Source organism: Mesorhizobium sp. IMUNJ 23232 (assembly GCF_044326205.1).
Taxonomy (GTDB): domain Bacteria; phylum Pseudomonadota; class Alphaproteobacteria; order Rhizobiales; family Rhizobiaceae; genus Kumtagia.
In genome coordinates this window covers 1-17,230 of sequence record NZ_JBIRCY010000070.1, presented here as the reverse complement: position 1 = coordinate 17,230, position 17,230 = coordinate 1, and the positions used below count along the sequence as shown (strand labels likewise).

Annotated in this window: 28 protein-coding genes and 2 pseudogenes; 12 read left to right on the top strand and 18 right to left on the bottom strand. The window is 59.8% G+C overall.

Annotated elements, in window-relative coordinates; all coding sequences use genetic code 11:
* Positions 1-2 precede the first annotated feature (2 nt).
* Complete coding sequence (locus ACH196_RS32295) at positions 3-653, top strand: hypothetical protein (protein WP_396650948.1); 651 nt, start codon at positions 3-5, stop codon at positions 651-653.
* A gap of 108 nt (positions 654-761) precedes the next feature.
* Here the strand turns inward: ACH196_RS32295 and ACH196_RS32290 are convergent, their stop codons facing one another.
* The 3 genes from ACH196_RS32290 to ACH196_RS32280 form a co-directional block, all read right to left on the bottom strand.
* Positions 762-1,199 carry a MucR family transcriptional regulator gene (locus ACH196_RS32290; RefSeq protein ID WP_396650947.1) on the bottom strand — a complete coding sequence of 146 codons (438 nt, stop codon included), beginning with the start codon at positions 1,197-1,199 and terminating at the stop codon, positions 762-764.
* A gap of 422 nt (positions 1,200-1,621) precedes the next feature.
* On the bottom strand, positions 1,622-1,732 hold the full coding sequence (locus ACH196_RS32285) for a hypothetical protein (RefSeq protein WP_396650970.1): 111 nt from the start codon (positions 1,730-1,732) through the stop codon (positions 1,622-1,624).
* A 30-nt stretch (positions 1,733-1,762) separates the two neighbouring features.
* A complete protein-coding gene (locus ACH196_RS32280; RefSeq protein WP_396650946.1) occupies positions 1,763-1,852 on the bottom strand; it encodes a DUF6894 family protein in 90 nt (29 codons plus the stop codon).
* A gap of 623 nt (positions 1,853-2,475) precedes the next feature.
* Here ACH196_RS32280 and ACH196_RS32275 point away from each other — a divergent pair.
* The gene (locus tag ACH196_RS32275; RefSeq protein WP_396650945.1) at positions 2,476-2,685 is read left to right on the top strand and encodes a hypothetical protein; all 210 of its coding nucleotides are present in this window, start codon (positions 2,476-2,478) and stop codon (positions 2,683-2,685) included.
* Here the strand turns inward: ACH196_RS32275 and ACH196_RS32270 are convergent.
* The 9 genes and pseudogenes from ACH196_RS32270 to ACH196_RS32230 all read right to left on the bottom strand — a co-directional run bounded on the left by ACH196_RS32270 (position 2,682) and on the right by ACH196_RS32230 (position 7,695).
* The gene (locus ACH196_RS32270; RefSeq protein WP_396650944.1) at positions 2,682-2,927 is read right to left on the bottom strand and encodes a DUF6894 family protein; all 246 of its coding nucleotides are present in this window, start codon (positions 2,925-2,927) and stop codon (positions 2,682-2,684) included. The genes ACH196_RS32275 and ACH196_RS32270 overlap by 4 nt on opposite strands.
* Before the next feature lie 59 nt (positions 2,928-2,986).
* Positions 2,987-3,304, bottom strand: coding sequence for a BA14K family protein (locus tag ACH196_RS32265; RefSeq protein WP_396650969.1), 318 nt, complete (start codon positions 3,302-3,304; stop codon positions 2,987-2,989).
* Between the two features lie 302 nt (positions 3,305-3,606).
* Positions 3,607-4,284: a thioesterase domain-containing protein gene (locus tag ACH196_RS32260; protein ID WP_396650943.1), complete on the bottom strand. Its 678-nt coding sequence runs from the start codon at positions 4,282-4,284 to the stop codon at positions 3,607-3,609.
* A gap of 345 nt (positions 4,285-4,629) precedes the next feature.
* Complete coding sequence (locus ACH196_RS32255) at positions 4,630-4,935, bottom strand: DUF1236 domain-containing protein (protein WP_396650942.1); 306 nt, start codon at positions 4,933-4,935, stop codon at positions 4,630-4,632.
* A gap of 532 nt (positions 4,936-5,467) precedes the next feature.
* Positions 5,468-6,109 carry an IS5 family transposase gene (locus tag ACH196_RS32250; RefSeq protein ID WP_349003545.1) on the bottom strand — a complete coding sequence of 214 codons (642 nt, stop codon included), beginning with the start codon at positions 6,107-6,109 and terminating at the stop codon, positions 5,468-5,470.
* Positions 6,031-6,237 (bottom strand): annotated as a pseudogene (locus tag ACH196_RS32245) (transposase); the annotation flags it as partial. The pseudogene ACH196_RS32245 and the gene ACH196_RS32250, both read right to left, overlap by 79 nt.
* Before the next feature lie 640 nt (positions 6,238-6,877).
* Positions 6,878-7,075, bottom strand: coding sequence for a DUF3606 domain-containing protein (locus ACH196_RS32240; RefSeq protein ID WP_396650941.1), 198 nt, complete (start codon positions 7,073-7,075; stop codon positions 6,878-6,880).
* A 4-nt stretch (positions 7,076-7,079) separates the two neighbouring features.
* A complete protein-coding gene (locus ACH196_RS32235) occupies positions 7,080-7,388 on the bottom strand; it encodes a hypothetical protein (protein ID WP_396650940.1) in 309 nt (102 codons plus the stop codon).
* A 4-nt stretch (positions 7,389-7,392) separates the two neighbouring features.
* Complete coding sequence (locus ACH196_RS32230) at positions 7,393-7,695, bottom strand: hypothetical protein (RefSeq protein ID WP_396650939.1); 303 nt, start codon at positions 7,693-7,695, stop codon at positions 7,393-7,395.
* A 206-nt stretch (positions 7,696-7,901) separates the two neighbouring features.
* Here ACH196_RS32230 and ACH196_RS32225 point away from each other — a divergent pair, with 206 nt between their 5' ends.
* Both ACH196_RS32225 and ACH196_RS32220 read left to right on the top strand, forming a co-directional pair.
* The gene (locus ACH196_RS32225; RefSeq protein WP_396650968.1) at positions 7,902-8,543 is read left to right on the top strand and encodes an RNA ligase family protein; all 642 of its coding nucleotides are present in this window, start codon (positions 7,902-7,904) and stop codon (positions 8,541-8,543) included.
* 27 nt (positions 8,544-8,570) lie between these two features.
* Positions 8,571-8,741 carry a hypothetical protein gene (locus ACH196_RS32220; protein ID WP_396650938.1) on the top strand — a complete coding sequence of 57 codons (171 nt, stop codon included), beginning with the start codon at positions 8,571-8,573 and terminating at the stop codon, positions 8,739-8,741.
* On the opposite strand, the gene ACH196_RS32215 is transcribed toward ACH196_RS32220, so the two are convergent.
* The 4 genes from ACH196_RS32215 to ACH196_RS32200 form a co-directional block, all read right to left on the bottom strand.
* A complete protein-coding gene (locus ACH196_RS32215) occupies positions 8,704-9,147 on the bottom strand; it encodes a hypothetical protein (RefSeq protein WP_396650937.1) in 444 nt (147 codons plus the stop codon). The genes ACH196_RS32220 and ACH196_RS32215 overlap by 38 nt on opposite strands.
* Before the next feature lie 20 nt (positions 9,148-9,167).
* Positions 9,168-9,488: a hypothetical protein gene (locus ACH196_RS32210; protein WP_396650967.1), complete on the bottom strand. Its 321-nt coding sequence runs from the start codon at positions 9,486-9,488 to the stop codon at positions 9,168-9,170.
* Positions 9,489-9,600: 112 nt separating this feature from the next.
* Positions 9,601-10,857, bottom strand: a complete 1,257-nt coding sequence (locus tag ACH196_RS32205) for a calcium-binding protein (protein WP_396650936.1) — start codon at positions 10,855-10,857, stop codon at positions 9,601-9,603.
* Positions 10,858-11,104: 247 nt separating this feature from the next.
* Positions 11,105-11,326 (bottom strand): helix-turn-helix domain-containing protein, encoded by a 222-nt coding sequence (locus tag ACH196_RS32200; RefSeq protein WP_396650935.1) that lies wholly within the window; start codon positions 11,324-11,326, stop codon positions 11,105-11,107.
* 85 nt (positions 11,327-11,411) lie between these two features.
* Here ACH196_RS32200 and ACH196_RS32195 point away from each other — a divergent pair, with 85 nt between their 5' ends.
* The 6 genes from ACH196_RS32195 (at position 11,412) to ACH196_RS32170 (ending at position 15,315) form a co-directional block, all read left to right on the top strand.
* Positions 11,412-11,642 carry a hypothetical protein gene (locus ACH196_RS32195; protein WP_396650934.1) on the top strand — a complete coding sequence of 77 codons (231 nt, stop codon included), beginning with the start codon at positions 11,412-11,414 and terminating at the stop codon, positions 11,640-11,642.
* Positions 11,636-12,463 (top strand): hypothetical protein, encoded by an 828-nt coding sequence (locus tag ACH196_RS32190; RefSeq protein WP_396650933.1) that lies wholly within the window; start codon positions 11,636-11,638, stop codon positions 12,461-12,463. The genes ACH196_RS32195 and ACH196_RS32190 overlap by 7 nt, the downstream gene beginning before the upstream one ends.
* A complete protein-coding gene (locus ACH196_RS32185; RefSeq protein WP_396650932.1) occupies positions 12,460-12,696 on the top strand; it encodes a hypothetical protein in 237 nt (78 codons plus the stop codon). Before ACH196_RS32190 ends, ACH196_RS32185 begins: the two co-directional genes overlap by 4 nt.
* Before the next feature lie 155 nt (positions 12,697-12,851).
* A complete protein-coding gene (locus ACH196_RS32180; protein WP_396650931.1) occupies positions 12,852-13,130 on the top strand; it encodes a hypothetical protein in 279 nt (92 codons plus the stop codon).
* A 204-nt stretch (positions 13,131-13,334) separates the two neighbouring features.
* Positions 13,335-14,771, top strand: coding sequence for a calcium-binding protein (locus ACH196_RS32175; RefSeq protein ID WP_396650930.1), 1,437 nt, complete (start codon positions 13,335-13,337; stop codon positions 14,769-14,771).
* A gap of 379 nt (positions 14,772-15,150) precedes the next feature.
* On the top strand, positions 15,151-15,315 hold the full coding sequence (locus ACH196_RS32170; protein ID WP_396650929.1) for a hypothetical protein: 165 nt from the start codon (positions 15,151-15,153) through the stop codon (positions 15,313-15,315).
* A 124-nt stretch (positions 15,316-15,439) separates the two neighbouring features.
* On the opposite strand, the gene ACH196_RS32165 is transcribed toward ACH196_RS32170, so the two are convergent.
* Together ACH196_RS32165 and ACH196_RS32160 are read right to left on the bottom strand one after the other, a co-directional pair.
* Positions 15,440-15,883, bottom strand: a complete 444-nt coding sequence (locus ACH196_RS32165) for a hypothetical protein (RefSeq protein WP_396650928.1) — start codon at positions 15,881-15,883, stop codon at positions 15,440-15,442.
* Positions 15,884-15,899: 16 nt separating this feature from the next.
* Entirely contained in the window at positions 15,900-16,028 is a 129-nt protein-coding gene (locus ACH196_RS32160) for a hypothetical protein (protein WP_396650927.1), read from the bottom strand.
* A 212-nt stretch (positions 16,029-16,240) separates the two neighbouring features.
* On the opposite strand from ACH196_RS32160, the pseudogene ACH196_RS32155 reads away from it, so the two are divergent.
* Positions 16,241-16,483: pseudogene (locus tag ACH196_RS32155) on the top strand (hypothetical protein); the annotation flags it as partial.
* 226 nt (positions 16,484-16,709) lie between these two features.
* The coding region (locus ACH196_RS32150; protein ID WP_396650926.1) for a site-specific integrase at positions 16,710-17,230 on the top strand (521 nt) is incomplete at its 3' end.

Sequence of the window (17,230 nt, the reverse complement as noted above, 5' to 3'; positions counted from 1 at the left end):
TAGTGGATCCCGATGATCACCATCTCTTCGCAAGCCTCGGCTGTGCCGCCGAAAACCTCCGCATCGCCGCCGCTGTGCGCGCTCGCAGCGCCGACATGCGGTTCGACGCCACGGGCGAAGGATCGGTCGTCTTCGACTTTGGCTCGGCGCGAGCGGCACCTTCGGTCATGTTCGATGCGATCCCTCAACGTCAGTCAACGCGGGCCGACTACGACGGACGGCCGGTCGGTAGCGGCGATCTCCAGGCCCTGGCCGCCGCTGCCCGGATCCCCGGCGTCGATGTGATCCTCCTCACCGATCGGCGGCAGATCGAGCGCGTGCTGGATCTCGTCATTGCAGGCAACAGTGCACAAATGGCCGATCCCGCCTTTGTGCGCGAACTGAAGCAATGGCTGCGCTTCAGCCAGCGCAATGCAGTCTTCACTTCAAGCGTTTTTTCAACAACGTACCCTTGCACCCGCCAAGCTGGTGCGGTCCATACGGCATCCGGAAGCAAGCCTTCCTCCGCGACCTCTACACCTGTCAGAAATGCCAGTGCATCGCCATCGAAGGCGACCGGCATCATCCGCAAGCCGCGGTGCGCATCACAAGGTAAAGCACCGCGGCGACCCGAAACTGTTCTTCGACCTGGACAACGTCGAGACAGTTTGTAAGCACGATCACGTCACGCTTCTGCAGAAGCAGGAGGCGCGAGGCTACGTCATCGGGTTGGACATCAATGGGCGGCCGATCGATCCCGACCACCCATGGAATAGTGATCGCTAGGCCTTTGCAGACCGTCCCCGCTTCTTCGGTGCCGGCGCCGGGGGAGCCGCCTTCTTACCGAGGCCGCTTTGAAACGCGAGTTCGGAGCGCCTCGTCGAGTAGCTAGGAGCCACCATAGGGTAGTCGGCTGGAAGGTTCCACTTCTTGCGGTAGGCTTCGGGCGTCAGACCGTAGCTGGTCATGAGGTGGCGCTTCAACGAAGTGAATTTCTTACCGCTTTCCAGTGATATGATGTAGTTGGGTGTTACGGACTTCTTGATTGGAACGGCAGGAACTAGTTCAACAGGCTCGGGCTCAGGCGCCTTTACCAGTCCGCTAACGGAGGAATGCACTCGTTCGATAAGTGCTGGCAGTTCACCAACTGGAACGGGATTTTTTTCTACGTAGGCGGCAACGATCTCCGCCGTAAGCTGTATGAAGTCGTCGTGATGCATTCTGCGGATCAACCTCTGTATTTATGCCCCGGCTCCGCATATGCAGCATTTCTCATGAGAATCAACCCTAGGGGGGTAGGATACCGCGGCGGGGGCCTTCCTCTAGGGACTGAGGGTGAGAATTGGGATGCGGGCAGCAGGCCAGTCTGCCTGGTGCGCGGGTTAAGGGCATTTCGCCTCCTGCCGTATAAGGAACCCCCAACCCGCCAAACTATCCGGACAAATAAGGAAATTACAAGGTTTCTGGACGGCATCCGGATCGTGCGCCTACTTCTTCGAGCCCAGGCTACCGCCGCTCGATGGCTTGGTTGCTGCTGCTGGCAAGCCCTCCTGGCGTAGCCTGCGGCGCAAGGGTCTGGAACGGCATCATCGATCTCGCGCCGCGTCGTTCCAGTGCCGTTCTGGCGCGGTGTTCCACTAGGTTATCGAAGTTTATCCGCACCAAAATGAACAACGAATAGCGGGCCGTCTTCGTCGTCCACCACCATGCGCCAATCCGTGCCGACAGCCAGGTCACCGTCAATTTCGGCCATCATCTCGCTGCACGCCTGCGTCGCTTGTTCTCACGCGGCCGCGCGATTGTCCAAATCGACGCCATCTCTGTCGGGGTCGATATCTGCACCATGAGTCACATGAAAGAAGTAGCGCGCCATGGGGGTGCCTCCGGTTCCACGATAATCGACCGGCAACGGACTGGTTCCATGATGTGTTTTGTAAAGGCGTAGTCACCCCGCGCGACGAAGATCACTATCGTTACGATAGGCTGACCGCGCGCCAGATCTGACACGCGTAGTATCCGGACCCACCTTACCGTACCAGTGCTCCACCGCGGCCTTCCTGATCGGCGTCTGCTCAATGAGGATCGCGGACATGCTGTTTGAGGTATTGTCAGGTGGCTGAGGCCGAAGATAGCACCTGAAGTCCGATGTTGACATCGAGCTCGCCCACGCCGGCCGTCGCCAGCGCGGTTTTTCTCTGGGGCACATCTCAAGGCTCGGGAGGTTAGGGGGGCGTCGTAGCTTTTCCTCCATCCCTCCCCGGCTGCGATGATACGCTACCTGCCCGGCACCCCTACAGGTGACGGGCTTTTTGTCGGTGAAAAGGAACAAGCCTCCCGATGCATTGTTGTATCGCTGGCCGGGACGACAACATCCAGGGCGTCGTACCGCCAAAGCCCGTCGCGTCTCCCTCGGCGCGGCGGGCTCTTCTTGCAAATCTCGCTCCCACGGAACCAGCGCCGCCCGAGACCATTTCCTGAATGGCAATGGAGATAGAGATGGCGTCATACTACTCGGCGATGATATCCGGCATCGAGAACGACGAAAGTCTGTCCGCGAGCGAGAAAGTCGAGAAACTGAAAAGCATCGCATCCCAGGTCGTAGACCTCCGTCGGGCGTCTGAATCGCCCAACGACACAGATGACACAAACGACGATCTGATAGCGGTGCAGTTAGCACTCGCAAAACTAGAAGGCCAGCAACTCTAACTGCGCTGCTTCAACCAGTCAGCCTTGAATTTCAGGTCGGCGGTGAAAAAATAATTGCCGCTTTCGGGGCGAACCTTTACCCAAAAGTCGCGCTGCATCCCGTCCGGAAGCTCGTCATTCGCTATCTCTGGCAGGGCTGCCACCGCATGATCTGCCGCCATGTCCTCGTGCTCCAGATCGATGCCGACCTCGTCGCGGGTGACCGCGTCTCCGTCGAACACGTCGAAATAGTAGCGTGGCATGCAGCACCTCCGGAGATGGAGAGGAACTGCCGAGCTGTGGGGAGGTTCCGGCGAAGAGGCTACTCGCATTGCTGGCGTGACCCGCCTCCATAAGGCTGGTAGGAATTGTTTTCCGGGCTGTACGATCGGTAGCGCGCAAAGCATGAGGCAATATGCCGTGGCGTGAGGAAGCTCGCAGGCCCTTCCTCGACAGCGTACCGCGCATGTGGTCGATCTATCCCGATATCCGCATGGTCAACCTCCTCCTCTTCGCGTGTCCTAGACCCACTCGTGAAGGGAGAGACGCATTCCCGCTGGCTGCCGCTGTAGGACCTATAGCTGTTGTTCCCCGGCCGGTACGATCGATAGCGCTCGGAGCACCATTGTACGTGCGCCATCGTTGCCGCTTGGTCTGGTGCAGGCTCGGGAACAGTTTCGGTATTTTGATCTGCGAGCGCGCCGGTTTTGATCATGTCGACAGACGGAACCTCTGGATATTTCACGACTGTGGGGGGTTTGAACGAAGGTTTCGCAGCTACACGCTTGGGTGGCTGGGCTGATGCTGCCGAAGCCTCGCCGGTCCAGGAGGATCCGCTGCCGCCCCTCCATTCTGGACGGGGCTTGCCTTCAGTGACGTAGATGGCCCCGGCGGCAATCGCAAGCGTTGCGACGAAACCGCTCAGCCCGGTTAGAAACATGCTCATGTCGCGCTCCCTGAAGTATGCTTGGTTCGGGGAGGAGACGCAGGTTCGGTCCCGGAACTCGGTGCGCGGGCCAGGCATACGGCCTCGCCCGGAGACGGAGGCTGCGGGCGTACCCGGCTCCCGCTGATTAGAGCGTGCCTGACGTATTCCAGTGCGGCAGGCTCCTTCGACACGCCGAGATGGTCGTGCCGTCCGTCCTTATGCAACTTTGACCAGTCCACGGTTTCCAGCCGGCCGGTGAAGGACTTTCCGGGCTGCAAACGTGACGAGAGGGTAAACAGCCCGTCCGAACCATACATGTCGATAGCCCGGCGCACGTTGCAGGGCACTGGCGTAGGATTGTATGCTTCGAAGACGAGAAGCGTCTGGACCGGCACGCCGACGGCGCGCAGGCGCTCGGCAAATTGAGTGGCCGCGCTTCCTCCCATGGAATAGCCGGCAACGGCTACTTGCGTCTCGGTATGGCGTGGCTGCGCGAGGAAATTGTCGGCCGCCCTTTGCCATTCGGCCGGATTATAGACATCGGCCGGCACGCCGGCGGCACGAATGTATTGTGTCAGGCTGCACATGCCGCTTTGCGCCATGTCGTCGCCCGCCGGCGTAAGTCCGGCGAAAAGATAGACACTGCCCTTTTCGGTAGGCGGATTGGTGAGCCCACCTTTCTGCACAACCACGGTGGAGCATCTTGTTACACACAAAGCGAAAAGAAGCGGCAGCAGCGCCGAGCCGGCAACGGGCGCGAAAAATAGCGGGCCTGCATCCCGGCGTGCGGTCACAAACACCATGTGAGAACTGCCGCAAACCCAGCGAACACAGCGCCCCACAAAATTGTATCAAGCGCCACGCGCGCGTTCCTGCCGAAATCCGGGTCAGTCGCACTTGGATGTCTAAGTAGCTTTGGGGTCATCGGACCGACCGTTAGATGGCGCGGATGCCCTCCGCATTTCCGCGCGCCGCGAGCTTTTCGACGCCAGTCCAGAGCCGAGGCGCGCCCGGCTCTGGATGAGTTGCGGAAAAGGTCAGTTCATCACGTGCACGACCTTGCGTGTGCCGGGGTCCACCAGAACCGTCTTGTTGTCGATGACGACATACTCGTATTTGGCATCGGGGACTTCGAGCTTGTGCAGCTCGACGGTCTCAGGCAGCGCCGTCCCGACGTTGAGTTCAACGCCAGGCAGGTTGATCGAAGCCAACGGCTTCTTCTTCACGTACTCGCGGATGACCGTTTCCTGTTCCGGCTTGATGATGACGTCTTGCGCCATCGCGGAACCGGCAAATGCCGCCAGTGCCAAGCCGGCGACTGCGCTCGTGAGATAAGCCTTCATAACAATCTCCCTTGTGAGGACTAGAACGCTTCGCTCTCTTGTCGAAGCTTGCGTCAAAACGAGGCGCAAACAGGCATGTTCCCCTGTGGGCCTTCAGGCCCATTACGGTTGGGACCAAAGTCCCAACCGTCCCATTCATTGGTCTCATGGTCGCATCGTCCGGGAACGTAGCGGCGCCGCATTGCGTTGGCCCGGCACGCTAGAAAGAGGCGTTCATGAACAACAGCGTTCGCGAGGCGCGATGGCTTTTCTACCCGGTCATTGTAGCCGGCGTTGCGTTCCTGAGCCTGGGGATGATCGTCAGTTGAGTGCAAAGTTTCACAGATGCGCAGGTCCCGTCCCTCACTGCGCTGACAGACCCTTCGGCCAGAAGCAGGTCGAAGGGTTGTTACCCGTCGCCGGGCCTCTCTCAATCTCTTCTCGGCGACGGGGGCACCTTGGAGGTTGGCATATGCAAGCGCGCCGTGAAACACAGGCATTTCGACCAGACGAGGGGAGGCTTTTCAAAGTGTTTGCCGATGTAAAAATTCAACTAGGCCGTGTGGACGGATTTGACCAAGATGAAAGCGGCGGTCAAGGCGACGATTGAGAAGAAGTTTCGTTTGGTTTTCTCGCATCGCAGTGCGACCCGCTTGAAGCGTTTGAGTTTGCCGACGGTCTGTTCGATGCGCGCTCGTCCCTTGTAGAGCAGCTTGGGGAAGAAGGCAGGCTGGGCCTTTTCGTTGGCTTTTGCGGGAATGACCGGGATGATGCCGCGTTTGCGCGCGGCTGCCCGATTGGCCTTGCTGGCATAGCCCTTGTCGCCGACGCCAGCGCGTGGATCGGTATCGGGACCGAGACCAAGCAAGACCTTGAAGTGAGGCGCATCGCCCTTCTCGCCGCCGGTGAGGTCGAAGGCGATGGGATGACCGTCGAAGTCTGTTTTCAAATGGATTTTCGTCGAGAAGCCGCCGCGCGAGCGGCCAAGCGCCTGGCCTTGCTGCCCCCTTTTGCGTCGGCCGCCGACACATGCGCGCGAACTACGGTTGAGTCGAACATCTGAACCAGGTGCGCCGAAGACGACAGCGCCGCAAGATGATCGAAGAAGGTTTCGAACACGCCCGCCTTGCTCAGCCGGTCGAAGCGTTTCCAGACGCTGTTCCAGTTGCCGAAGCGCTCGGGCAGCGCCCGCCATTTGATGTTGTGTTCCGAGAAATAGTGCATGGCTTCCAGGAACAGCCGATCGTCCCGACCCTTGGCGCCACGTCGCGGCAGCGCCGCCCGGAACACCTCCAACGCAACGGCCCAATCCGCTTCAGCCATCCGTGTCGACATCGCCAACCTCCAAATCAGTAGGCGGTCCATGAATCACATTGAATTCGTTCCCGGAATCCTCAAACCTATACCTGAGTCAATTCGTCCACACGGCCTAGGGTAGCTGTGTCATGGCTCCGGACCACAGATCAAAAATCGAAAAAGTTCGATATCTTCATGGGTTGCTTCGTGAAATGAAAGATATCGCTGACAGTGAGCGTATGCAGTTCCTCTCGCACCTTCTCGAAATGGCGTACATCGAATCCGGCGATATCCTGCGCGCCTCAAATCAAGCGCAGCTTGTGCGAGGATAACCAGTAAGGGTTCCTTTACCCGCCCATTGCAGAATCATTGGGCGGAAATGTAGAGATTACCGCCTCAGGCAGCACAGCCCATCGATCTGGCCCTCCGGATCGGTGGGCTTTTTTCGTTGTGGCAGGAACATCGGGGCGATCTGGCGATTGACGCTCATCGCGGCTTCGGAGGCAAACCTAGCTGCCAACGTGCTGGCTGCACGGGAGCCCATCGCGTCTCCCTCGGCGCGGCGGGCTTTTTCACCAAAATGGAAGATGATGACCAGTTAGCTCAAATGCGGTTGCTACCCCTACCACCACGAGCACAATTATGCCGGCGGTGACTAGCGCAGCAATCATTCGAGGCTCTTCCACTGTTCTCTCACGGCCTCGCGTTCGATCACATCGCGGTCGTTGCCAAACTCGGCAATCAACTCCCGAACCTGGACGGTGGATAGGCCGAACTTGCTTGCGACGTACCCGACCTCATGCTCCTCGTCCCCGGCCGCCTGTGACCGATCGCGATTGTCGGTTTTGCTTTTGTCGTCGGACATTGTCTTACCTCTGGTCGTTGTAGGGCTGTTTCGTGCTTCCGACCATCCGGGCAAGTTCGGAGAAGGGTGGGATATCGACCTCGCCCTGAGCATTGTTGGCCATGCGCAAGAGCCGGACAGGAAAGCAGAGTGCATCGCGATTTGACGAGGACATATCCTCGTAGTTTCGCTCTTCGCCTGTCAGCCCTGCTTCTACCTTGTGCAGGGCGAGGTCGATGTCATCGACGGTGAGAAGCCCCTTGTGAACCAGCGCATTGTTCACGGCAGCCACCGCCATAATCAGGCCTTCAAGCTGCAAGTTGGCTACGTTCATGGCGCTACTTCTTCACGTAGGCGCCGGGCTGGCGGCCAGCTTTAGGAGCCTTCGCATCCTTTGAGTGCTCGGCAATGGCTGGGCCAGCGCCTGACACCTTTTCAGTTGCGGGCGATGGCGTAGGCATCTTGGACGGCTGCTGACCGTCCGAGTGCCGCGTCTTTTCGTCGACATCATCGACCGGCTCTGTCAGGCCATATGGCTTCTTTGGCTCGTCGCCACGGTCTCCATTGTGGATTTGATCCGGACGCTGGCTCACGCCCGCCTTGGGCTCTCGCGCCCCAGTCTCTCGATTGTTGTCGTTCATGTGATCCTCCTGTGAGACATGAACTGCGAAAACATCGGCCGGTTCCGACGCGCCATCTGAATCACTTTTCGTTCCCGTTGCCGTCTCGCTTTCCACGCCTAGACTCAGCTTGTGCGTAAGCGTTCTGTTGCCGGGGGACACCGGCTGGCGTTCATAGAGCCGATGCTGCCTACCTCGTTGAGGCTCCGCCCGAGGGCGGCGACTGGATTCACGAGGTAAAATTCGACGGCTACCGCAGTCAACTCGTCAAGGAGCCGGGCGGCTCTCGCATCTTCACTCGAAACGGCTTTGACTGGTCCGCGAAATATACGCCGCTAGCCGAGGCCGCCGACGGCTTAGAAGCCGCAAGCGCTATCATCGACGGCGAAATAATCGTACCGGACCCGGACACGGGCCTAACCGATTTCCAGGCACTGCGCTCGGCAATCCGGAAGGCGCCAGAGACCCTAATTTTCGTAGCCTTCGATCTTCTCCACCTCAACGGCCACGACCTACGCGATATGACGCTGGAGGAGCGAAGGCACCTGTTGGAAGACGTGATCGGCGAGAGCGACACAGGCGGCCGGTTTCAATTCAGCGAGGCGCTGGAAGGGACTGCGAAGGAACTCTTTCAGAAGATCGACCGTGCCAAACTGGAGGGGATGGTTTCGAAGCGGCTCAGCAGCCGCTATGAGAGCGGCCGGACCACGGACTGGCTGAAGGTTAAGAGCTACGACGAAGCAGACTTCAACATCGTCGGCGTGCAGCGTGAGCGGGGGAAGCCGGCCATGGCGTTGATGGCTGACGGCGCCGGCAATTACGTCGGCGGCGCTTTTGTGACGTTGCCGATGGGCATTCGCCAGCGGTGATGGGATCGCGTCAAAGCAAACGCTGGAGTGAAGCCGCCCAAGGGCCTCGCCATCGACAAGGCGGAATGGGTGAAGCCCGGCCTGGTGGCGCGGGTGAAGTTCCTGCGCGGCGAGCAGAAGCTGCGGCACGCATCGGTAAAGAGCTTTCGGGAGGGCGCAGTCACGGAAGGGCCCGCGCCGGCTCCTCGCGACGAGTGAAAAACTCGGCAGTATTCCAATGCTGAAGCCGCTCGAGCACCTCATCGTCCGAGAGCGTGTCGCGGTAGCTGCCGATGATCGAGAGGATGTCGGATTTGCCGCCGGCACGTTGGAGCGCATCATACATCGACTGCGGGTCGGTTGTGTTGAGTGCCGCTATCTCCGCTTCGGAAGCTCCGAGAAAGCGTAGGCTCCGCTCCACTTCCCTCACGACATCGGCATGCCCTGTCACGCGTGCCGTTGCGGCCGAGCCTGCTACTCCGGGCTGCTGCTGCATCTGTACCCCTTGGGAGGGCGGGGCCTCTGGCTCCTGCGGGTGGCGCGGCTCAATCGAGGCGGCAAACTCTGTGCCATCAAACTGTTGCATCTGCTTCAGGGCGAGGTCGGTCAATATTGTTGAAGACATAGCTATTTTCGCCGCATGAATCACAAGTTGGGGTCGCGTTTGCGCTGTGCCAATATTTCGTCAGTCCCGGTGAGTTTCGTTCCTCCGGCGACGGTAGTTGATAAAACCGACGGTGGATCACTAGCCGGAAAACTGTCCTCTAAGCCTTCCTGAAGCTGCTCTTCCAATGTTTCAGGTATTTCCGATCGACCTTGCGTTCGGCGTGCAGACATATCTTCTCGATCCCACGATGGCCTTGGAAGCAGGAGTCGGACCGCCGTCTGCTTTTTAATCCAACCATTTTCCTGTGCGACGCGGTAAGCCGTCAGCCCCACAAGTCCCCAGAACGCCAATCGCAGCATCAACAAGCTCCATCTCCGCATGACGAACTCTGGGGGTGCGGGCTGGTTCCTGGGTCTCGTGCCAAAATTCGTGCCCGGCTTCCATGACAGTGCGCGGAATGCCAGAACTTATCTAGGCAACTGAAAAGTCGGCGTTGGTAAGAGACAGCCCCACCGCTACCTTGGCAAACAGCACCGAACCACCAGCGGCATTGCCGTTGGAATCGTAGTATAGCTCCCCAGTGTCGGTCTCATATATGATGTGGTCGTTGGCGTCCTGCGCTAGGCCCGTGGTGTTCGAACGGAAGTAGCCTGAGGCCAAAATGCCGGTATTCACCGTTGTGAATATGGCGTCCGACAGTAGAAACCGGTCGTCGGCGACGTTGAAGTCGGCGATGGTGTCCACATTCGATGCGCCGAGTTTCGTGTTGAAGACGAACGTGTCCTTGCCGCCGAGCCCGCGTAGCGTGTCATTTCCTTCGCGGCCTTCCAGGCGGTTATCGCCGGCATTGCCGATCAGCGTCTGCGCAAACTCGTTGCCGGTCAGATTGATGGCGGATGTGCCGCCCTGACTTGTTGTGTTCATGCGCTCGACGGAGGCACCGGCCGCGAGTCTAAAGCTCGCGCTGGCGGCGACCACATCGGTGCCCTCGCCGGCGGCCTCGATCACCGTGTCGCCGACGGTGTCGACGTAGAACGTGTCATTGCCCGAGCCCCCCTCCATGCGGTCAGCGCCGAGACCTCCGTTCAGGATGTCGTTACCGGTCATGCCGCTGATCGTGTCGTCGTCGACACCAGCATAGACTGTGTCGTTGCCGCCGAAACAGGTAATTGGCCCGCTCACCCGACCGTTCACACCGTTGTAAACGTCGTTTCCGGAATCGAGATAGATTTCGCCGACAATCTCGCCTGTGTTGGTGATGATCGCCGTGGCGCCGCCGAAAGTGGCGATCGAGCGAAGTTCACCGTAGATCAGGCCGCTGTTCTCGATGATCAGCGTCTGCGCGCCGGTGCTGCGGATGGCCTCGTCCTCGCTCATGATCGTGCCGGTGTTGACGATGCGGCCCGTTCCGGCGTTGGCGTTGATTTCAATGGCATCGTCACGTCCGAAGATCAGGCCATCGTTGCGCACCGAGGAGTCCCGCGCATTGATGCGAATGCCATCGCCGCCACCTATCCCGGCATAAACGCTGCCGGATGAAGCAACCCGCACCGTTTCACCGCGATCGAGATTCGCGTCATCGCCGAGCACGATGCAGGATAGTCCCCCTACGACCTCGCCGAAAATGGTCACGACGTGATTGGAACTAAATCCACGGATTGTATCTTCGGTCGTGGATACTTCGCGGACGCCGGCGACCAGCAGATAGCCGTCATATTGCGGATCCAATCGTATTCCGCTTCCGCCCGCGGTCCCATTTCTCACAAAAATCGGCATAGCGCCCTCCTGATGCTTCAACAACCGCGCACTGATTTAGACTATGCATCGGCTCGTTGGCCTTTGCCACCCATGATCGTAGAAAACACCTAAAGCGCGGCGCGCCCACTTGTAGCACCGCCGCTTTCTAGACAGTCCACAAGAATGCAAGCGCAGGTGAGCTTTACGGCGCTGCGTCAGTCTTCGGTCTCGCCGAGTATCATTTCGCCAACCTCACGCCAGCACCGCCGCCATTCTCTGGGATGAACTCGACGCCAGCGGCTTCAAGGGCTGCACGGATGGCGGCGATCGTTGCCGCGCGCATTTCCTCGCCTCTCTCAAGTCGGGCAACGGTGTTAGGCGAAACCTCGGCCAACGCCGCCAATTCTCTAACGCCGAGGCCTGTCGCCGCCCTAGCCATTTTGCACTGCGTGGCGTTCATATAGTAACCGCGTTACTTTTTAGTTGCATGAGAGTGGCTTCTCGCATGGTAACGCTGTTACTACCATAACCTGAGAGGAACTTCCATGCCGAACACTGCTGTTCTGGCTGCGGGCGGAGCTTTGCCCACAGCCAAACCTACAACCTTCCTGCCAGTCACAGCCGCTTTGCGGTCTAAACTGGAGGCCACCATCGAGAACCTGATCGCCCTCGCCGACGCGATCGACGGTGACGCCGATCTGGAGGACGACCGGGAGGCCGATCATTCCTATCGCGAGCCGGCCGGCGCGACGTGGCTAGAGGCTGTGTCATGCTGACCCGCCGCGCAATGCTCAGAAGCACGCCCGCGTTCGCGCGGGCCGTCGCTACGCCCGCCGCTGCCATCGCCTGTTCCATGCCGATCGACGCGGGCGACGACTCCAAGCTGTTCACCTTGCTCGGCGAATATCAGGCGGCACAGGCTGACCTCGCCAAGGCAAAGGCTGACCTCGATTGGCTAGTGGCCGAGTGGCGGCATTTGTGGCCGCTCGCTCCGGAGGAACTGCTGGGAGGTGTCTGGTTTGACCGCGAAGTTCCACACAGCCGGAACCCCACCGTCGAACGAGACATCGCAGGCCGCTTTCTGCGACGTGATACCGCCACACTGACAAAACGCCTAAAACGCAGGAGCCGCGCCGAACATGCTACCGGCATCTTCGACGTGACGACCGCTGCCTATGCGAGGGACACGCTAGACCGTTGGCAAAAGTCGACCGTCCGGGGCCGCACCGCCAAATCGCTGGCGAAGAACCAGAAACGGCGCGTCGACTTCATAGGCCAGTGGGAACGCCGCTATGCGCTGGCTACGGAATACGAAGCGGAGACGGCACGGCTTCGCGAGTTGTCGGGCGTTGCGGCAATCCGCAAGCGCATCGAGACGCTCACTGCTGGCTCCGGCCTCTATGCCGACCTGATCTTGACGGAACCCGTCCAGACGGTGGCGGGCTTGCAGGCCAAAGCCGACTTCTACCTGCACTATCCGCTGGTCATTGCGATTTTTGCCGAGTGGGGATGGGGAAGCGGCAACATCATCAAAGCAGGCTGGAACCTGTCAAATGACATTGCCCGGCTTCGCGAGAAGGGCGCGGTGCTGTCATGAGCCGCTTCATTCCCCACGGCGACATGACCGCCGTCGAACTGCTCCAATGCAGCTATCAGGCCGTGGCGATCCTTCGCCTTTGCGAGTGCGCGTCATGGGCAATGCAGAACGGCGGCAACGTGACCGACCTCGCCGACAGCAGCGGCTCCGGGCTTAGGCTGGCAATCGACTTGCTAGGGCCGGTTCACGACGCCTTGGAGCAGCACGAGGGCGTGAAGGAGGTGCAATCATGAACCGGCGCACCCTGCTAGGATAGCTGCCCACCGCTGCCATCACCGCCGCCGCTGGACCTGCTGCCGCCGCAACGACCGTCGCGGAGGCGGAACCGGCGACAATCGAGCTATGGGCCGCAATACCGTTCGGGCCGCTGCCGGAAGCGCTGGAATTGTTGAACGCCTTGCCGACAATGAAGAACCTCCACAATCCGGGCTTGGTATCAGCGGGCCTTGCCGTGCGGATTTGTTGCAAGTCGAAAGCCGAATTGGTCGACATGATCCGCAGTTTCACCGCAGACGAGAAGGGAGACGAGGCGTTTGTTGCCATGATGGACGGCATAGAACGTTCATCCGACATGTTCGGCGCAATGGTCGAAGTCATGGAATGCCCGACCGCCCGCGTCCTGTCGGCGGCATCCTTCATCGAATTGGAAGAAGCTGGCACCGCGTGACCTATCTCGACCTGCTCTTCGTCGTGACCGTCGTCGCCGGCTGGATCAGCCACGACCTTATAGTCACCTTTTGATACCGGCCTTTCCGACATTCAGCCCGGCAGCGGAGACGTGGCCGGGTTGCATTGTTTGTTTTCCACGACTTTTCCTTGAAACGAATGCCGCTATATTCTTTCGCCCGTCATCGAAGGAGAACAGTTCCATATGCCGACAATCGTTCAGTCCGTGGCCGGTGATCCAACCGCTATATTCTTTGCTGGCTATTTTTCGAGTGACTCCATCGTGGCCGAGAGTTCAACATCGTTTTATTGGGCTAAGGAGGGCATGTCTGGAGACACTCCGGTTTGGAGTGGCGGCGTCGTCGTCGAGGGTGTTGGCTTGGCCTACGTGGGAGAAACGCTCACTGTTGCCAACAAAGTGACGACTCTCAAGGCGATCGACAGCCTGTACCCTTCCGGATACGTTCCCGAGGGTCCGGGGCGGGTGACATTCTCCAACCTATCGCTATCTGCGGCGGATACCATGGCGCTGCTGAACGGCAACACCACACGACTGGCCAACATCATAGCCGCCAACCCCTGGAACTATACCGGCAGCGGTGGGGATGACACCTTCACGTCAAGCGATTTCGCCGACAGCCTCAACGGCGGCGGTGGCGCAGATAAGCTATACGGCAAGGCTGGCGACGACATCATTCAGGGCGGTACGGGGGTCGATCTCATCTACGGAGGTGACGGTAAAGACAAGATTGATGGCGGACCTGGCGGGACAGATCTCATGTATGGAGGCAGGGGCGACGATCGTTACTTCGTCGATAACAATTCGGATCGGGTGCGAGAGAGCGCGGGCGAGGGCAACGACGCGGTATATGCGACAGATGACTTCTTCCTGTTTGGAACAGCCGAAGTCGAGCTGCTCAGCGTACGCGACCGCAATCTGGTGGCGACGACAAATCTGAGAGGCAATAATTTCTCCCAGACAATCGTTGGCGGTGCCGGCGCAAATCGGCTAGATGGCCAGGGCGGCAGCGACGTGCTAGAGGGCGGGCTCGGCGCTGACCGCTTAGTCGGCGGCACCGGCGCTGATACAGCGACGTACGCGCGAGCTTCATCCGGCGTGACCGTGAGCTTGGCAAATCCGACGATCAACGGCGGCGAAGCGTCAGGCGACACATTCGACTCGATTGAGCGCCTAATCGGTTCGGCTTATAATGACAGCCTGAACGGCTCGAACGAAGTCAACAATACGATCCGGGGCGGCGCCGGCTACGATACCCTAAAGGGCTATACCGGCAATGACGTGCTCGAAGGCGGAGCTGGCAAAGACATCTTTGTCTTCAACACAGCGTTAAGCGCAGCAACCAATGTCGACACAATCCTCGACTTCAATCCGGCCGCTGACACTATCCAAATCGACAACTACGTGTTTACCACCCTTTCCACCGTAGGCGTCCTGGCCGCCTCCGCATTCAAGGATGTAGCCGTTGCTGCGAAGGACGCGAGCGACCGTATCCTCTACAACTCGGACACGGGCAACCTCTACTACGACCGGGATGGCTCTGGTGGAACCTACGCAGCAATCAAGTTCGCCGCGCTCACAGGCTCCCCCACGCTCACCGCTGCTGATTTCGTTGTGATCTGACGTCGCCAGCCAGGCGCGCCGTCATGGCTGGCTGCATCACCAGGGCGACCCGCCTGCCTGGTAGAGGGCAAGCGCGCCCATCGCGACAGTCATAAGCAAAGCGCCGACCAGAGCGGCAACTACGATTGGCGAGTCTTCCATGCGGGCATCCTGGCGAACTCGGAGACCCGACCAAGTAGGCGTAAGGGGTATGCCACCTACTCGGTCGGGAGTGGGTCCTTCGGAGGGGAAGAGAACCACTCGGCAGATATTTCAGCCGTCTCTGAGGATCGCAATGGTTTCAGTCGATGGCGCAGCGATTTTCCGGGGCTGAGACATAGCAGCAACGACTCACACGCTCGCGCATTGATTCGCCTGAGTCGAGTGAGGTATTCGCGTCATGGCACCCGAACGCGGATGGTGGGATGAGCCGGTCAAGGGAATGCTCGGCAAAAGCGTGACCGTCCACCATGTTAGCAACAATCTTCAGGCGGCCGACATCCTTCTGCACAATGGCCGACGAAGGGCGGCGCGAAGCAGCGTGCAGCGCGCGAAGCTGTGTTGAAGGCGATGGAGCGGGCGCAAGATCGTATTGCGCTTGCCGAGGCTCAGAAGGCGCGCCGAGGCCGCGAAAGAGGCGGACATCCTGATCGGTTGAAGCGGCCGCGGAGGCAGGCCGGGCACCGTGATTATTTCTCTCGTAACATTGTACCGCATGCGACGGCCCTGCTTGTCGGGGTGACATGGGTGTAGCAATAATCAAACGTGTCGGCATTCACGATGGTGCCGTGGAAAGTACCGTCCTCGTCCGCCATCACGAAGCGTTTGCCATCAACAGATATTGCGCCGATCAGCTTCTCGGACACTTTTGTCGACGACAACACTCCCCAGAAAGTTCGGCCCTCCTGTCCCACGAAACGATAGACGAACTTCGTCGCGTTCCTTTGCAAGGTATTGTTGTCTGGCAGAGGAACAGTCCCACTCGCTTTATGCCGGGGATCGCCGTCGATGATATGGGCGCCGTTTTTAGAGGGGGTCCATGTCCCCTTCAAATCCGGTATTTCCTGGGCCAGTGCAATTGTGCTGCCGCTTAATATGGCCAGCAGCCCACCGATCGCCCGAAATTTCCCCATTTCGAACCTCTTCTGTTTAGTCGGTGTCCTGACGAGGTTGAGCTTCGCGGCGCTCCAGTTCGTGCTCAATCGCCTCGCGAATGAACTTCGCCATTCCATAGCTTCCGACAATGGCCTCGATGCGGCCGCGCTGCTCGTCGGTCAATCGAACTTTGGTTTCTCTCACGTTGAGCGGCGGCCGTCCCATCCGAGACGGGGTATCTCCCTTAACTGTCACTGTCAATTTCGTCCCCGTTTAATGTTGACGCCATAATCGTCCCCTTTTATATAAACGGGGACGATTAAAGGTCAAGGTGCGACCGAGTTCCCGGCCTCGCCGAATAGCCTCCATTAACGGGAGTTATCGGACCCAAAATCATGGACGACTTCAGCGCCGAAAGTAGCTTCGAACTCACCGTCGCCGACACGACCGTACGGGCCGTGGCACTCATCGACGACGACGTGCGCGCGGTAGCCCGGGCATCCAAAGCCAAGAACACTCTCCTCGCCTACCGTTCGAACTGGACCGCGTTTCAGGCGTGGTGTGCCGACCGAGGCGTGACCAGCCTGCCGGCCGAACCCGAGACGGTGTCCGCCTATCTCGTGGCCCGGATGAAGGAAGGGCTCAAGGCCTCCAGCCTGGCCGTCGCCGTGGCGGCGATCCGCCATACCCACAAAGCCGCAGGGCTCCCGACGCCGACTGAGCATGAGGCGGTGGCCATGGTCATGAAAGGCATCCGCCGCACGATCGGCACCGCACCGGTCCAGAAGCAGCCGGCGACCGCCGAACGCGTCTCGGCTATGCTGGCCCATTCGGCGCACACTATGCAGGGCAAGCGCGACCGCGATGCAGGGCAAGCGCGACCGCGCGCTGATCTTGCTCGGAATGGCAGGGGCTTTCCGGCGCTCCGAACTGGTCGCGCTCGACGTGTCCGACTTGGCATTCACCGAGAAGGGTTTGGACGTGACCATCCGTCTATCCAAGACAGACCAGGAGGGACAGGGTTACAACGTCGCCATTCCGACCGGCGAAAGCCTGCGGCCCGCCGCCGCCGTGAGGGCATGGCTGGACGCTGCCTGCATGTCCGAAGGCCCCCTGTTCCGCCCGGTCAACAAGGGCAGCGCGGTTTCCGCCGAGCGCCTGACTGGGTGGGCAGTCGCCAAAGTCATCAAGGGGTACGCGAGGCGTGCCGGGCTCGATGCCGGGGACTTCTCTGGCCACAGCCTACGCGCGGGATTCATGACCAGCGCCGCCGAGCGCGGGGCGGACCTCAATCGAATAATGGACCAAACCCGCCACGTGGATCCACGCGCCGTCCGGAAATATATCCGCCGGGCGGAGAGATACCGGGATCATGCTGGCGCAGG

Bases quoted from the DNA above. Each gene is read 5' to 3' on its own strand.
- ACH196_RS32290 (WP_396650947.1), bottom strand. From the start codon at position 1,199: ATGCATCACGACGACTTCATACAGCTTACGGCGGAGATCGTTGCCGCC.
- ACH196_RS32285 (WP_396650970.1), bottom strand. From the start codon at position 1,732: ATGGCCGAAATTGACGGTGACCTGGCTGTCGGCACGGATTGGCGCATG.
- ACH196_RS32280 (WP_396650946.1), bottom strand. From the start codon at position 1,852: ATGGCGCGCTACTTCTTTCATGTGACTCATGGTGCAGATATCGACCCC.
- ACH196_RS32275 (WP_396650945.1), top strand. From the start codon at position 2,476: ATGGCGTCATACTACTCGGCGATGATATCCGGCATCGAGAACGACGAA.
- ACH196_RS32270 (WP_396650944.1), bottom strand. From the start codon at position 2,927: ATGCCACGCTACTATTTCGACGTGTTCGACGGAGACGCGGTCACCCGC.
- ACH196_RS32265 (WP_396650969.1), bottom strand. From the start codon at position 3,304: ATGGCGCACGTACAATGGTGCTCCGAGCGCTATCGATCGTACCGGCCG.
- ACH196_RS32255 (WP_396650942.1), bottom strand. From the start codon at position 4,935: ATGAAGGCTTATCTCACGAGCGCAGTCGCCGGCTTGGCACTGGCGGCA.
- ACH196_RS32250 (WP_349003545.1), bottom strand. From the start codon at position 6,109: ATGGCGGGCGCTGCCCGAGCGCTTCGGCAACTGGAACAGCGTCTGGAA.
- ACH196_RS32240 (WP_396650941.1), bottom strand. From the start codon at position 7,075: ATGTCCGACGACAAAAGCAAAACCGACAATCGCGATCGGTCACAGGCG.
- ACH196_RS32235 (WP_396650940.1), bottom strand. From the start codon at position 7,388: ATGAACGTAGCCAACTTGCAGCTTGAAGGCCTGATTATGGCGGTGGCT.
- ACH196_RS32230 (WP_396650939.1), bottom strand. From the start codon at position 7,695: ATGAACGACAACAATCGAGAGACTGGGGCGCGAGAGCCCAAGGCGGGC.
- ACH196_RS32215 (WP_396650937.1), bottom strand. From the start codon at position 9,147: ATGTCTTCAACAATATTGACCGACCTCGCCCTGAAGCAGATGCAACAG.
- ACH196_RS32210 (WP_396650967.1), bottom strand. From the start codon at position 9,488: ATGCTGCGATTGGCGTTCTGGGGACTTGTGGGGCTGACGGCTTACCGC.
- ACH196_RS32200 (WP_396650935.1), bottom strand. From the start codon at position 11,326: ATGAACGCCACGCAGTGCAAAATGGCTAGGGCGGCGACAGGCCTCGGC.
- ACH196_RS32195 (WP_396650934.1), top strand. From the start codon at position 11,412: ATGCCGAACACTGCTGTTCTGGCTGCGGGCGGAGCTTTGCCCACAGCC.
- ACH196_RS32190 (WP_396650933.1), top strand. From the start codon at position 11,636: ATGCTGACCCGCCGCGCAATGCTCAGAAGCACGCCCGCGTTCGCGCGG.
- ACH196_RS32185 (WP_396650932.1), top strand. From the start codon at position 12,460: ATGAGCCGCTTCATTCCCCACGGCGACATGACCGCCGTCGAACTGCTC.
- ACH196_RS32175 (WP_396650930.1), top strand. From the start codon at position 13,335: ATGCCGACAATCGTTCAGTCCGTGGCCGGTGATCCAACCGCTATATTC.
- ACH196_RS32170 (WP_396650929.1), top strand. From the start codon at position 15,151: ATGGCACCCGAACGCGGATGGTGGGATGAGCCGGTCAAGGGAATGCTC.
- ACH196_RS32165 (WP_396650928.1), bottom strand. From the start codon at position 15,883: ATGGGGAAATTTCGGGCGATCGGTGGGCTGCTGGCCATATTAAGCGGC.